The sequence below is a fragment of the Phenylobacterium sp. LjRoot219 genome (assembly GCF_964252995.1).
Classification (GTDB): domain Bacteria; phylum Pseudomonadota; class Alphaproteobacteria; order Caulobacterales; family Caulobacteraceae; genus Phenylobacterium.
Genome location: NZ_CAXUQI020000001.1, coordinates 3,402,677 through 3,416,778 on the forward strand (window position 1 = coordinate 3,402,677; position 14,102 = coordinate 3,416,778).

The following is a 14,102-nucleotide window of genomic DNA, read 5'->3' on the forward strand; positions in this document are numbered from 1 at the left end:
CGCGCGCAACTTCTCCCTCCGAACTGACCTGGACTGCCATGCCCGCCACACCCCAGACCATGGCCGACGCGATCCGCGTGCTCTCGATGGACGCCGTCGAGCAGGCGAATTCCGGCCACCCCGGCATGCCGATGGGCATGGCCGACGTCGCCACCGTGCTCTGGACCAAGTTCCTGAAGTACGACGCCAGCCGGCCGGATTGGGCCGACCGCGACCGCTTCGTGCTGTCGGCCGGCCACGGCTCGATGCTGCTTTATAGCCTGCTGCATCTGACCGGCTCCAAGGCGATGACGGTGGAGCAGCTCAAGGCGTTCCGCCAGCTGAACTCCAAGACCCCGGGTCACCCGGAATACGGCCACACCCCGGGCGTCGAGACCACCACCGGTCCGCTCGGCCAGGGCCTGGCCACCGCCGTCGGCATGGCGATCGCCGAGCGCCACCTGGCCGCCCGCTTCGGCGCCGACCTGGTCGACCACCGCACCTGGGTGGTGGCCGGCGACGGCTGCCTGATGGAAGGCGTCAGCCACGAGGCGATCAGCCTGGCCGGCCGGCTGAAGCTCAACCGCCTGACGGTGCTGTGGGACGACAACGACATCACCATCGACGGCGCGGTCGGGCTGTCCGACATCACCGACCAGCAGGCCCGCTTCAAGGCCGCCGGCTGGGCGGTGAAGGCGATCGACGGCCATGACGTCGGCCAGATCCGCCGCGCGCTGGCCTGGGCGACCAAGCAGGACAAGCCGTCGCTGATCGCCTGCAAGACCAAGATCGGCAAGGGCTCGCCCAACTTCGAAGGCACCCACGACGTGCACGGCAAGGCGCTGGGCAAGGACGAGGTGGCCGCCACCCGCGCCAACCTGGGCTGGCCGCACGAAGCCTTCGTGGTTCCCGAGGAGGTCTCCCGCTCCTGGCGGTCGGCCGGCCGCAAGGGCGCCAAGGACCGCAAGGCCTGGGAAGCCCGCCTGGCCGCCTCGCCGCACGCCAGCGAGTTCGAGCGCGCCATGGCCGGCGAGCTGCCGAAGCACGCCTTCGACCGACTCGACGCCTTCATCACCGAGGTCGAGACCTCGCGGCCGTCGGCGGCGACGCGCCAGCACTCCGGTTCGGTGCTGGAGAAGATCTTCAGCGACATCCCGGAACTGGTCGGCGGCTCGGCCGACCTGACCGGCTCGAACAACACCTTCGTCAAGAACACCCCGATCCTCGACGCGCCCGACTACGGCGGCCGCTACGTCAACTACGGCGTGCGCGAGTTCGGCATGGCCGCGGCGATGAACGGCATGGCGCTGCACGGCGGGGTGATCCCCTACGGCGGCACCTTCCTGGTGTTCTCCGACTACGCCCGCCCGGCGCTGCGCCTGTCGGCGCTGATGGGCGTGCGGACGATCTTCGTCGGCACCCACGACTCGATCGGCCTCGGCGAGGACGGCCCGACCCACCAGCCGGTCGAGCACCTGGCGTCGCTGCGCGCCATGCCCAACCTGAACGTCTTCCGTCCGGCCGACGCGGTCGAAGCGGCCGAGTGCTGGAAGGTGGCGCTGCAGGCCAAGACCACGCCGTCGGTGCTGGCGCTGTCGCGCCAGAAGGTGCCGCCGGTGCGCATCGACCCGGTCGGCGAGAACCTCTCGTCGCGCGGTGCCTATCAGCTGGCGGCCGCCGGCCTGCCGGCGCAGGTGACCCTGTTCGCCTCGGGCTCGGAAGTCTCGATCGCCATGGCCGCCCGCGGCCTGCTCGAGGCCGACGGCATCGGCGCGCGCGTCGTCTCCGTCCCCTGCTTCGAGCTGTTCGAGCAGCAGCCGGCCGACTACCAGGCCGCGGTGATCGGCGAGACCGAGGTGCGGATCGCGGTCGAGGCCGGCGTGCGGATGGGCTGGGACCGCTTCATCGGCACCGACGGGGCCTTCGTCGGCATGACCGGCTTCGGCGCCAGCGCGCCGGACAAGGTGCTCTACGAGCACTTCGGCCTGACGCCCGAGGCCGTCTGCCGCGCCGCCAAGTCGAAGCTCTAAGCGTCATGCGCCTCGGCACCCCGCTCTCGCCCTCCGCCGTCAAGGTGATGCTGCTGGGGGCGGGGGAGCTCGGCAAGGAAGTCGCCATCGAGCTGCAGCGGCTCGGCTGCGAGGTGATCGCGGTCGACCGCTACGCCGACGCGCCGGCGATGCAGGTGGCCCACCGCAGCCACGTGATCGCCATGACCGACGCCGCGGCGCTGCGCGCGGTGATCGAGCAGGAACGGCCGCACCTCGTCGTGCCGGAGATCGAGGCGATCGCCACCGACGAGCTGGTGAAGATCGAGGCCGAGGGGCTGGCCCGGGTGATCCCGACCGCCCGCGCCGCCCAGCTGACCATGAACCGCGAAGGCATCCGCCGGCTCGCGGCCGAAGAGCTGAAGCTGCCGACCAGCCCCTACGCCTTCGCCTCGTCCGAGGCGGAGCTGGCCAGGGCCGCGGCCGAGCTCACCGGCTTCCCCTGCTTCGTGAAGCCGGTGATGTCGTCGTCCGGCAAGGGGCAGTCCTACGTCGAGCGGCCCGAGCAGATCGCCGAGGCCTGGCGCTATGCGCTGGAGGGCGGCCGGGTCGAACAGCCCCGGGTGATCGTCGAGGGCAAGATCGAGTTCGACTTCGAGATCACCCTGCTGACGGTGCGCGCCCGCGTCGCCGACGGCGAGACCGTCACCGCCTTCTGTGAGGCGATCGGCCATCGCCAGGTGAAGGGCGACTACGTCGAGAGCTGGCAGCCGCAGGGCATGGCCCCGGGCGCCCAGCGCAAGGCGCGCGACATCGCCCGGGCGGTGACCGATGCGCTGGGCGGCTGGGGGATCTTCGGCGTCGAGATGTTCGTCAAGGGCAACGACGTCTGGTTCTCCGAGGTCAGCCCGCGGCCGCACGACACCGGCCTCGTCACCCTGATCAGCCAGGTGCAGAGCGAGTTCGCGATCCACGCCCGCGCCATCCTCGGCCTGCCGGTCGACGTGCGGCTGCGCGAGCCGGGCGCCAGCGCGGTGATCTACGGCGGGCTGGAAGCCAAGGGCGTCGCCTTCACCGGCGTCGACGAGGCGCTGCGCGTGCCAGGCGCGGACCTGCGGCTGTTCGGCAAGCCGGAAAGCTACGCCCGGCGGCGGATGGGCGTGGCGCTGGCCCGCGCCGGCGGGGTGGACGACGCCCGCGCCCGGGCGCGGGAAGCCGCCGGAAAGGTTAAGCCCACCGAGGGCTGACTCGTTAACACTCGGCTGAATTGTCTGAGTAATCTGCTCGAAAAGCGCCGAGAAACCCCGCTTTGGCGTCCCGTCGGCAACAGCTCCGTTGCAGTGCGGAAACTTAACTATGAGCAGGGGTTGACTCGCGGCCCCCCCGGTCGAACAACGCCCCGCATCAAAGAGGCGGCTGCGAGGTCGCCGCGCGTCCACAAGGAGACCTGCCCATGCCCGTCCGCGTCGCAATCAACGGTTTCGGTCGCATCGGCCGACTGGTCCTGCGTTCGATCGTCGAGCACGCGCGTCGCGACATCGAGGTCGTTGCGATCAACGATCTGGGTCCGGTCGAGACGAACGCCCACCTGCTGCGCTTCGACAGCGTGCACGGCCGCTTCCCCGGCCAGGTGATCGTCGACGGCGACATGATCGACGTCGGCCTCGGCAACAAGATCAAGGTCACCGCGATCCGCAACCCGGCCGAGCTGCCGCACAAGGAGCTCGGCGTCGACATCGCGCTGGAATGCACCGGCCTGTTCACCTCGAAGGACAAGGCCAAGGCGCACCTCGACGCCGGCGCCAAGCGCGTGCTGGTCTCCGCGCCTTGCGACGACGCCGACAAGACCATCGTCTTCGGCGTGAACCACGAGACCCTGACCGCCAATGACCTGGTGGTCTCCAACGCCTCGTGCACCACCAACTGCCTGGCCCCGATCGCCAAGGTCATCGACGACCTGTGCGGCATCGAGCGCGGCTACATGACCACCATCCACTCCTACACGGGCGACCAGCCGACGCTCGACACCATGCACAAGGATCTCTACCGCGCCCGCGCCGCGGCCCTGAGCATGATCCCGACCTCGACCGGCGCGGCCAAGGCCGTCGGCCTGGTGCTGCCGAACCTGAAGGGCAAGCTGGACGGCTCGTCGATCCGCGTGCCGACCCCGAACGTCTCGGTCGTCGACCTGAAGTTCGTCCCGGGCCGCAGCATCACCAAGGATGAGCTGAACGAAGCGCTGGCCGCCGCCGCGGCCGCCGGCCCGCTGAAGGGCGTCCTGGCGGTGTCGAACGACCCGCTGGTGTCGATCGACTTCAACCACATCGCCGCCTCCTCGACCGCGGCCCTGCCGCAGACCCAGGTCATCGAAGGCCAGCTCGGCCGCGTGCTGTCCTGGTACGACAACGAGTGGGGCTTCTCGACCCGGATGAGCGACACCGCCATCGCCATGGCGAAGCTGATCTAAGCGGATCACCGATGATCCGCGCGGCATCTCCCTCCCCCGCGCAGCGGCGGGAGGGGGACCACGCGCCGCAGAGCGCGTGGTGGAGGGGGCAAGCCATGGCTCCGCCCCTCCGCCGCCCTTCTCGATTTCATCAGCGCCTGCGCGCGCGGCTCGCCCCCTCCACCGCCCGGTGTGCCCCGGGCGGTCCCCCTCCCGCCGCTTCGCGGGGGAGGAAGGGTTCGCGGTTAGGACGAACGCATGACTTTCAAAACCCTCGATGACGCCGACCTCGCCGGCAAGCGCGCCCTGGTCCGCGTCGACTTCAACGTGCCGATGGCCGACGGCCGGGTGACCGACGACACCCGCCTGCGCGCGGCGCTGCCGACCATCGAAAAGCTCCGCAAGGGCGGGGCCAAGGTCATCCTGCTGGCCCACTTCGACCGTCCGAAGGGCAAGCGGGTCCCGGAAATGAGCCTAAAGCCGGTGGTTGAACCGCTGGCCAAGCTGCTCGGCGCTCCGGTGGCCTTCGCCGACGACAGCGTCGGCCCGACGGCCAAGGCCGCGGTCGACGCGCTGCAGCCCGGCGACGTGCTGTTGCTGGAGAACGTCCGCTTCGAGGCCGGCGAAGAGAAGAACGATCCGGCGCTGGCCCAGGCGCTGGCCGCCAATGGCGACCTCTACGTCAACGACGCCTTCTCCGCCGCGCACCGCGCGCACGCCTCGACCGAGGGCCTGGCCCGGGTGCTGCCGGCCTACGCCGGCGAGCAAATGCGCCGCGAGCTGCAGGCGCTGGACGCCGCGCTCGGCGCGCCGAAGCGGCCGGTGCTGGGCATCGTCGGCGGCTCGAAGGTCTCGACCAAGCTCGACCTGCTGAACAATCTGGTCGGCAAGCTCGACCGGCTGGCGATCGGCGGCGGCATGGCCAACACCTTCCTGGCGGCGCAGGGCGTCGACGTCGGCGCCTCGCTCTGCGAGCACGATCTGGCCGACACCGCGCGGCAGATCATGGCCACCGCAAAGGCAAAGGGCTGCGAACTGCTGCTGCCGGTCGACGTCGTCGTCGCCGAGAAGGTGGAGCCCGGCGCGGCTTCAACCGTTCGGGACCTGGACGCGATCGGCGCGGCCGACCGCATCCTGGACGCCGGGCCCAAGACCCTGGCGCGGCTGATCGCGGCGATGGACGCCTCGGCCACCCTGGTCTGGAACGGCCCGCTCGGAGTGTTCGAGGTGCCGCCGTTCGACAAAGCGACTGTCGATGCAGCAAATCACGCGGCGCAACTGGCCAAGGCGGGCAAGCTCGTCGCCGTGGCTGGCGGCGGTGATACGGTCGCCGCTCTGAACGTGGCCGGCGTGACGGAGGATTTCACCTTCGTCTCCACCGCTGGCGGTGCGTTCCTGGAGTGGATGGAAGGTAAGACGCTGCCCGGCGTGGCGGCGCTGAACGAACAGGTAGGGTGAGGTTTAGGCCATGGCGCGAATTACGCTTCGACAGCTTCTCGATCACGCCGCAGAGAACAGCTACGGCGTTCCTGCCTTCAACATCAACAACATGGAACAGGCGCTGGCGATCATGGAGGCCGCTGAGGCCACCGACTCGCCGGTGATCATGCAGGCCAGCCGCGGCGCGCGGTCCTACGCGAACGACATCGTGCTGAAGCATCTGATCGACGCGATGGCCGAGATGTACCCGCACATCCCGATCTGCATGCACCAGGATCACGGGAACAACGAGGCGACCTGCGCCACCGCCATCCAGTACGGCTTCACCTCGGTGATGATGGACGGCTCGCTGAAGGCCGACGCCAAGACCCCGGCCGACTACGACTACAACGTCCGCGTGACGAAGAACGTCGTCGACATGGCCCACTGGGTCGGCGCCTCGGTGGAAGGCGAGCTCGGCGTGCTGGGCAGCCTCGAGACCGGCATGGGCGAGAAGGAAGACGGCCACGGCTTCGAAGGTAAGCTGGACCACGACCAGCTGCTGACCGATCCGGACCAGGCGGTCGAGTTCGTGAAGGCCACCGAGGTCGACGCGCTGGCGATCGCCATGGGCACCAGCCACGGCGCCTACAAGTTCACCCGCAAGCCGGACGGCGACGTCCTGGCGATGAACGTGATCGAAGAGATCCACCGCCGCCTGCCCAACACCCACCTGGTGATGCACGGCTCGTCGTCGGTGCCGCAGGACCTGCAGGACCTGATCAACAAGTACGGGGGCGAGATGCCCCAGACCTGGGGCGTGCCGGTGGAAGAGATCCAGCGCGGCATCAAGCACGGCGTGCGCAAGATCAACATCGACACCGACAACCGCATGGCCATCACCGCCGCGATCCGGCAGGTCTTCGCGGAGAAGCCGGGCGAGTTCGACCCGCGCGGCTACCTGAAGCCCGCCAAGGAGGCCATGCGCAAGGTCTGCGTCCAGCGCTTCGAGGAGTTCGGCACCGCCGGTCACGCCTCGAAGATCAAGGCGCTGCCGCTGTCGGCCATGGCCAAGCGCTACGCCGCCGGCGAGCTGGCCCCGAAGATTGGCGTCACCCGCCAGGCCGCGGAATAGACGTCAGCCCTGACCTGATCCGACCACGGAAAGGCCGCCGGGAGACCGGCGGCCTTTTTCGTTGGGCTCTGCCCTGTCCCGACCGCCGAAACGCCCCCTCAGTCAGCTTCGCTGACAGCTCCCCCGCTTCGCAGGGGAGCATCTACGGTCCAGATCCTCCACCGCGCAGCGGGGGAGGTGGATCGGCGCGTCCGCGCCGAGACGGAGGGGGCGTTCTGCATATGCGGTGGCCGCCTCTGACTGCCCGGGCGCGCGGCACAGACGGGGTTCTCTGCGCCCAAAATCGCCGCAGCGTGAACGTGGACGGCCACGCCGACGCTAGCGTCCCGCGCGCCGGGGCGCCTCCAGCTATGCTGCAGCCTGGAGGCCGCCCTTGCCCTGGAGACGCCGCACCTGGATGACGCTCGCCGCGCTGTCGGCGATGGGCGCGGCCGGCGTCGCCACCGCCGCGGTGCTGCTCGCGCCGGCTGGGCCCGTCGCGGATCTGCTGAGGGCGGGCGCGGCGATCCAGTTCATGCACTCGATGGCCACTTTGGCCTGCGCCACGGTGGTGCAGATCGGCGGCCTGCGGGCGCGACATGCGCCGGGCTTCTTCCTGACCGGCATCGTCCTGCTGCCCGGCGCGATCTACGCCAAGGCGGCCGGCGCGCCGCCGGCGGTCTGGCTGGTCGCCGCCGCCGGCATAGCGGCGGCCGCCGTCGGCTGGATCACCCTGGCCGCCGCGACCCTCGGCGTCGATCCCTCGCCGGGCGAAGATGCCCTTCAAGGCCAGCGCCCCGCCCGCCGCCCCGGCCAGGCGCTCGCCGCCGAGTAGACCGACACACAGCCACGACTTGACTGTGACGCCCGGCGCGGTCGGAGTGGGCGCCTGTTCAGGACACCCGTACGCCGATGATCGCCAAGCTCCGCGCCCTCCCCTTGCAGCTGCAGATGCTGGTCGGCTTCCTGGTCGGCCTGGGGGTCGGGCTGGTGGTCAACCTCACCGCCGGCCCGGACGCGGCCTGGGTGGTCAACCTGACCACCTATGTCACCCAGCCGGCCGGGCAGGTGTTCCTGCGGCTGCTGTTCATGCTGGTGCTGCCGCTGCTGTTCTCGGCGCTGGTGATCGGCATCTCCGAGATGGGCGACCTTGGCGCGCTCGGCCGCACCGGCTGGCGGACGCTGCTGTTCACGCTCGGCCTGTCCAGCGTCGCGGTGGTCGTCGGCCTGCTCACCGTCAACCTGCTGCGGCCCGGCGACGGGGTCGATCCGGCGCTGGCCCAGCGGCTGCTCGGCGAGGCCGCCAGCGGGGCGCAGGCGATCGTCGAGCGCTCGCCGAAGTCGCTCGAGGGGCCGGCCGCCCTGGTGCAGATCATCCCCGCCAACGTGATCGGCGCGGCGGCGGACAACGAGATCCTGCCGGTGATGTTCTTCGCCCTGATGTTCGGCGTCGGCGTCGTGCTGCTGCAGAACCGCAGCCCGGCGGTCACCACCCTGAAATCGGCGATCGAGGGGCTGCTCGAAGTCTCGATGATCCTGATCAGCCTGGTGATCCGGCTGGCGCCGATCGCCATCGCCTGCCTGATGTTCAACCTCGCCGCCCTGTTCGGCTGGGAGCTGCTGGTGCGGCTCAGCGCCTATGTCGGCGTGGTGCTGCTGGCGCTCGGCATCCACATGTTCGTCGTCTACTCGGCGGCGGTGTGGCTGTTCGGCGGGATGTCGCCGATCGCCTTCTTCCGCAATTCGCAGGAGGCGATCCTTGTCGCCTTCTCGACCGCCTCGTCGAACGCCACCCTGCCGACCGCGCTGCGGGTGGCGGAGGACCAGCTCAAGCTGCCGCCGAAGATCTCGCGCTTCGTGCTGACCATCGGGGCCACCGCCAACCAGAACGGCACCGCCCTGTTCGAAGGCGTGACGGTGCTGTTCCTCGCCCAGTTCTTCGGCGTCGACCTCACGCTTGGCCAGCAGCTGATGGTGATGCTGGTCTGCATCCTCGGCGGCGTCGGCACCGCCGGGGTGCCGGCCGGCTCGCTGCCGGTGGTGGCGATGATCCTCGGGATGGTCGGGGTGCCGCCGGAAGGCATCGGCCTGATCCTCGGCGTCGACCGCTTCCTCGACATGTGCCGCACGGCGCTGAACGTCACCGGCGACCTGGTCGCCGCCGTGGTGGTCTCCAAGCCGGAACGCGACCAGGCGGCCGCCGAGGCCGCGGCGGCGGGCTGACTGAACCAAAAAAAAGCGCCGAGCGGGCGGTAGCTGCGAGCGAGACATCCCGGACCGGCCGCAGGCCGGTCATCCGATCCCAGGCGCTGCGCGTCCGGGACCGCCATTCGTGTCTTTCGTGTTTTTCGTGGTTCTAAGCCTCAGCCTCGGACGGGCGCCTGCGCCACGCGGACGCTGCGCTTCAGCGGCTTGCGGCGGAACCAGAAGGTCCAGACCGTCAGCGTGCCGAACAGTGTCAGCCCGACGCCGACCAGGGTGATCAACAGCCGGTAAGCCAGGCCGCCGACCTTGCCCGCGTGCAGCGGGTAGAGCGCGCCGTAGGCCTGGGCGCTGGCCGGCAGCGCCTGGACGCCGCGAGCCTCGACCAGCCGGCCGCTGTCGGCGGCGAACCACAGCATGGTGCGGCCGTTCGGGGCCCATTCGTGCGGCTGGCGCAGGCGCAAGCTGATCAGCCCGGCCTCGCCCTTCGGCAGCGACAGCGACCGCACCTCGGCGTCGGGATAGAGCCGGCGCGCCGTCTCCAGCATCCCGCGCCAGTCGGGATGGGCCGCGAGCTCGGCCTTCGGCGCGCGGGGCGGCTTGAGCGCGCTCGTGATCTCGGCCGCCGCGCCGGGCCCGAACACGACGTTCGTCAGCGGTCGGAAGATCATCAGCGCGCCGCTGGCCAGCACCAGCGCCAGCACCGGCGCCAGCAGCGCGCCCCAGTCGCGATGGTGCCTCAGGATGGCGAACCGCGCGCCGCTCTTCGGCCAGGCGCGCAGCTGGAAGCTGCGCCGCAGCGGCCACCAGAGGATCAGGCCGGTGACGACGAACCCCAGGCCGACCAGCGCGGCGACGCCGCCGATCGTCTCGCCGGTGTCGCCGGACAACAAGTGGTGGTGCAGGTCGAACAGCCAGAGCTCCGGCCTGTCCCACTTGCTGGACCAGCGGGCGACGATCTCGCCGCCCTGGGTGGCGTAGGCGCCGGCCTCCTCGCCGAAGTTCAGCCGGTCGAGGCCGAAGCTGCGGGTCGCGAAGAGAATGCTGCGCGGCCGCTCGGCCGGGTCGGCCATGATCTTCTCGACCGCCGCGGCCAGGGCGGCGACGTCCTGCACCTGGGCGTCGCGCGCGCCGGGCGCGGTGACCCACAGGTCCTTGTGCGCAAGCAGCGCGCCGGACAGCCCGAACACCGCCAGCAGCAGGCCGATGATCGCCCCCAGCCAGCGGTGCAGGAGATCCAGCGCGCGCATCAGAAGCGGTAATCCCAGGCCAGGGTGAAGGTCCGTCCGCGACCGGCGAAGAACCGCTGGTTGTTGGTCGGCTGCTGGGTGTCGGTGTTGTAGTCGATGTAGAACTCGTCAAGCAGGTTCTGCACCGCCAGGGTGACGCCGCCCCAGCGGCCGCTGTCGTAGCGCACCGAGCCGTCGAACAGGGCGTAGCCGTCGAAGCTGTTGCGCGGGTCCGCGCCGGCGTAGTCGCGGGCAAGGTAGCCGTTGGCCTGCAGCCGGCCGGTCCACGGGCCCCGGGCGTAGTCGAGCGCCACCAGGATGCGGTCCGGCGAGATGTTGGCCCCGTCGAGGTCGATGTCGACCTTGCCGTCGCCGTCGGAGTCGGTCTTGCCGGTCAGGTGGGCGTAGCCGGCCGAGACGGTGACGCCGGGGATCGGGGTGCGCAGGCTGGCGTTCAGCTCCAGCCCCTCGATCTCCACCCGCTGGCGCTGCGCCTCGAACACCGTGCCGACCAGCACCAGCAGCTGGCCCTTCTTGCTGGTCGACCAGAAGTAGGCGGCGGTGGCCTCGAATGGGCCGCGCTTCCACTCCAGGCCGATCTCCCGGTTGTTCGAGATGATCGGGCTGATGTCGAGGAAGTCGTCGATGTCGACCCCGGTCTGGGTGATCGAACGGGTGATCCGGCCGACGTCCGGCACGGTGAAGCCCTCGGCGTAGCTGGCGTAGGCGCGCAGGCCGTCGATCGGCTCGTAGATGACCCCGCCGTTCAGCAGGGTGTCGCTGAACTTCGGCGCGCCGCCGTCGACCTCGCGCGCGCCGTAGAAGGCCAGCGTGGTGAAGTCGTCGATCTTGATGCGGACGTTCTCGTTGCGCAGGCCGCCGGCGACCCGGACCTTGCCGTCCAACAGCGCGAGGTTGGCCTGGACGAAGGGCGCGATGCTGCGGAAGTCGGTCGGCGGCACCCAGGCGCGGTCGGTGGCGACCAGCGCCTGTTCGGTGCGGTCCTTCAAGAGGTCGAAGCCGAGGGTCGCGGTCATCGCCTCCCAGCCCGGCACGGTGCGCTCGTAGCTGAACTTCGCGCCCAGCTTCTTCGAGCGGTTCTCCGACTGGTCGAACAGCGTGCCGACCGGGGCGATGCGGGCGTCCTGGAAGGTGGCGATCGGCGTCGGGTCGCTGCCGAAGGTGTCGCGGGTGCGGTTGTAGTAGGCCTGGGCGACCAGGTGGCCGCCGAGCAGCGCGTCGTCGGTGTAGGTGAGCGAGGCGGTCTCGGTGCGGCCGCGGGCCGGAATGCCGGGCGGCGTGCCGCGGATCGCCGAGGCCGGGATGTTCAGGCCGCGATTGCCGACCACCGCCAGGTAGTCGCCGTCGCCATCGAGCTGGAAGCGGTTGAGCATCAGGTCGAGCCGGCTGGCCTCGCCGAACTCGTAGCCGAAGCGGCCGAACAGCGACCAGCTCTCGCTATCCTGCGACTCGCCCTGGACAGTGTCGACGCCGACGCGATTGCCGTCGCCGTCGTAGAAGGCGCCGCGGGTCTCGTAGGCCCCGCCGACGGTGGCGTCGAAGCCGCCGCCGCGCCAGCTGGCCAGGCCGGCCGCCTTCTTGCCGTAGCCGTCGCCGTGGAACTCGTCGTCGGCGGTCCCCTGCAGCAGCATCCGGCCGCTCCAGCCCTCCTGGCTCGGCGCGCCGACCACCACCTGGTTGACGATGCCGCCGGCGCCGCCGATGCCCTGCAGGGCGTTGGAGCCGAAGATCAGCTCGACCCGGTCGATGAAGAACGGATCGATGGTGAAGCCGTCGCGCGAGCCGTCGCGCAGCGGCGTCGACTGGGGGATGCCGTTGATCGCGTAGAGCGGCGAGCGGCCGCGTAGGGTCTCGCCGGAGCCGGACAGCTTCTGCCGCGTCGGCGAGAAGGACGGGGTGAGCGCCGAGACCGCGTCGACCACCGAGCCGCTGATCGCCACCTGCTGGTCCAGCGCCGGCTTGCCGATCACCTCGACGGTCAGCGGCAAGGCGTTGGCCGGCAGGGTGCTTCGCGTGGCGGTGACGACCACCTCGTCGACCTCGCGCTCCACGCTCGTCTGGGCGATCGCCGGGGACGCCGCCAGCGCCGCGCCCAGGACCATGGAAATCGAAACAGCCGTCCGCATGACGCCCCCGCTTGTTCTTTGGGCGCCCTATACGCGATTAGTTTCTGCGAGGCATTCGCATTTTTGCGCCCAGACCCCGGCGTGGGCCCCCGCCCTAGTGAAGCTCGGCGCCCTCCGGCAGATGGGTCTTGCCGTGCCGGCCGACCTGCTGGACCAGGGCCCGGCTCGCCGAGTTCAGGCCGCTCACCGTCACCTCCGCGCCCTGGCGGCGATAGCGGAACACCACCTTGTCGAGCGCGGCCACGCCGGTCAGGTCCCAGACATGGGCGTCGGACAGGTCGATCTCGACGCGAGTCGGCCGGCCATGGTGCTCGAAGCTGGCGGCGAACAGGCCGGCCGAGGCGAAGAACAGCTGGCCGCCGACCCGGTAGCGGAGCACGCCCGCCTCCGGCGTCGCGACCTCGGCGACGGCGAGCGTCTTGCCGACCTTGCGCATGAAGAAGACCGCCGACAGCAGCACGCCCAGCACCACGCCCTTGGAGAGATCGTGGGTCAGCACGACCGTTCCCGTCGTGGCGATCATCACGATCGACGACTGCAGCGGGGTCGAGCGCAGCGTGGCCAGCGACTTCCAGTCGAAGGTGTTGATCGAGACCATGATCATCACCGCGACCAGCGCCGGCATCGGCATGCGCGCGACCCAGTCCTGCAGCACCAGGATCAGGAACAGCAGGAACACCCCGGCCCACAGGGTCGACAGCCGGCCGCGGGCCCCCGAGGAGACGTTGATCATCGACTGGCCGATCATGGCGCAGCCCGCCATGCCGCCGAACAGCGGCGACAGGATGTTGGCCAGGCCCTGACCGCGGGTCTCGCGGTCCTTGTCGGACGCCGTGTCGGTCAGGTCGTCGATCAGGTTGGCGGTCAGCAGGCTTTCCAGCAGGCCGACGAAGGCCAGCGTGGCGGAGACCGGCGCGATGATCGCCAGCGTCTCCCAGCTCAACGGGACCTGGGCAGGTGGAAGCTGGGCAGGGTGCGGGGCATCTGGCCCATGTCGCCGACAGTGCGCACGTCGAGGCCCAGGCCGACCGCCACAGCGGTCAGGACCAGGATCGCCACCAGCGGCGAGGGCGCCGCCCGGGTCAGCCGCGGGAACAGATAGATGATCGCCAGGCCGGCGCCCGTCATGGCGAAGGTCTGCCAATTGGCCCCGACCAGCTCCGGCATCTGCGCCAGGAAGATCAGGATCGCCAGGGCGTTGACGAACCCGGTCATCACCGAGCGGGAGACGAACTTGATGTAGCGCCCCAGCCGCAGCAGGCCGATCAGCACCTGGAACACCCCGCACAGCAGCGAGGCGGCGAACAGGTATTCGAGGCCGTGGTCGCGGACCAACCCGCCCATCAGCAGCGCCATGGCGCCGGTCGCCGCCGAGATCATCGCCGGCCGCCCGCCGGCGAAGGCGATGGTCGTGGCGATGATGAAGCTGGCGTACAGGCCCACCGCCGGATCGACGCCGGCGATGATCGAGAAGGCGATGGCCTCGGGGATGAGCGCCAGGGCGACCACCGTCCCGGCCAGCAGTTCGCGGCGAGGGTTGGCGAGCCATTGCTGGCGCGCCGAAGCAATTACGGACAT

General features: G+C 70.2%; 11 protein-coding genes. 7 read left to right on the plus strand and 4 right to left on the minus strand.

The genetic code is table 11. The features are described 5' to 3' along the window. The first annotated feature begins 38 nt into the window (after positions 1-38). From tkt to ACSQ14_RS16690, 7 genes are all read left to right on the plus strand, one after another. Entirely contained in the window at positions 39-2,009 is a 1,971-nt protein-coding gene (tkt, locus tag ACSQ14_RS16660; protein ID WP_436014758.1) for a transketolase, read from the plus strand. 5 nt (positions 2,010-2,014) lie between these two features. Then, positions 2,015-3,214, plus strand: coding sequence for a formate-dependent phosphoribosylglycinamide formyltransferase (gene purT, locus ACSQ14_RS16665; RefSeq protein ID WP_436014760.1), 1,200 nt, complete (start codon positions 2,015-2,017; stop codon positions 3,212-3,214). 206 nt (positions 3,215-3,420) lie between these two features. Then, the gene (gap, locus tag ACSQ14_RS16670; protein ID WP_436014762.1) at positions 3,421-4,434 is read left to right on the plus strand and encodes a type I glyceraldehyde-3-phosphate dehydrogenase; all 1,014 of its coding nucleotides are present in this window, start codon (positions 3,421-3,423) and stop codon (positions 4,432-4,434) included. 237 nt (positions 4,435-4,671) lie between these two features. Next, positions 4,672-5,871: a phosphoglycerate kinase gene (locus tag ACSQ14_RS16675; protein ID WP_436014764.1), complete on the plus strand. Its 1,200-nt coding sequence runs from the start codon at positions 4,672-4,674 to the stop codon at positions 5,869-5,871. Positions 5,872-5,881: 10 nt separating this feature from the next. Next, a complete protein-coding gene (fba, locus tag ACSQ14_RS16680; protein WP_436014766.1) occupies positions 5,882-6,967 on the plus strand; it encodes a class II fructose-bisphosphate aldolase in 1,086 nt (361 codons plus the stop codon). A 373-nt stretch (positions 6,968-7,340) separates the two neighbouring features. Next, positions 7,341-7,781, plus strand: a complete 441-nt coding sequence (locus ACSQ14_RS16685; RefSeq protein ID WP_436014768.1) for a hypothetical protein — start codon at positions 7,341-7,343, stop codon at positions 7,779-7,781. Between the two features lie 77 nt (positions 7,782-7,858). Further along, positions 7,859-9,169, plus strand: a complete 1,311-nt coding sequence (locus ACSQ14_RS16690; RefSeq protein ID WP_436014770.1) for a dicarboxylate/amino acid:cation symporter — start codon at positions 7,859-7,861, stop codon at positions 9,167-9,169. A 140-nt stretch (positions 9,170-9,309) separates the two neighbouring features. Here the strand turns inward: ACSQ14_RS16690 and ACSQ14_RS16695 are convergent, their stop codons facing one another. The 4 genes from ACSQ14_RS16695 to ACSQ14_RS16710 form a co-directional block, all read right to left on the minus strand. Continuing rightward, the gene (locus ACSQ14_RS16695) at positions 9,310-10,398 is read right to left on the minus strand and encodes a PepSY-associated TM helix domain-containing protein (RefSeq protein ID WP_436014772.1); all 1,089 of its coding nucleotides are present in this window, start codon (positions 10,396-10,398) and stop codon (positions 9,310-9,312) included. Then, positions 10,398-12,524, minus strand: coding sequence for a TonB-dependent receptor (locus tag ACSQ14_RS16700; RefSeq protein ID WP_436014774.1), 2,127 nt, complete (start codon positions 12,522-12,524; stop codon positions 10,398-10,400). Before ACSQ14_RS16700 ends, ACSQ14_RS16695 begins: the two co-directional genes overlap by 1 nt. Positions 12,525-12,618: 94 nt before the next feature. Then, positions 12,619-13,467 carry a SulP family inorganic anion transporter gene (locus tag ACSQ14_RS16705; RefSeq protein ID WP_436014776.1) on the minus strand — a complete coding sequence of 283 codons (849 nt, stop codon included), beginning with the start codon at positions 13,465-13,467 and terminating at the stop codon, positions 12,619-12,621. Continuing rightward, positions 13,464-14,102: a SulP family inorganic anion transporter gene (locus ACSQ14_RS16710; RefSeq protein ID WP_436014778.1), complete on the minus strand. Its 639-nt coding sequence runs from the start codon at positions 14,100-14,102 to the stop codon at positions 13,464-13,466. The genes ACSQ14_RS16705 and ACSQ14_RS16710 overlap by 4 nt, the downstream gene beginning before the upstream one ends.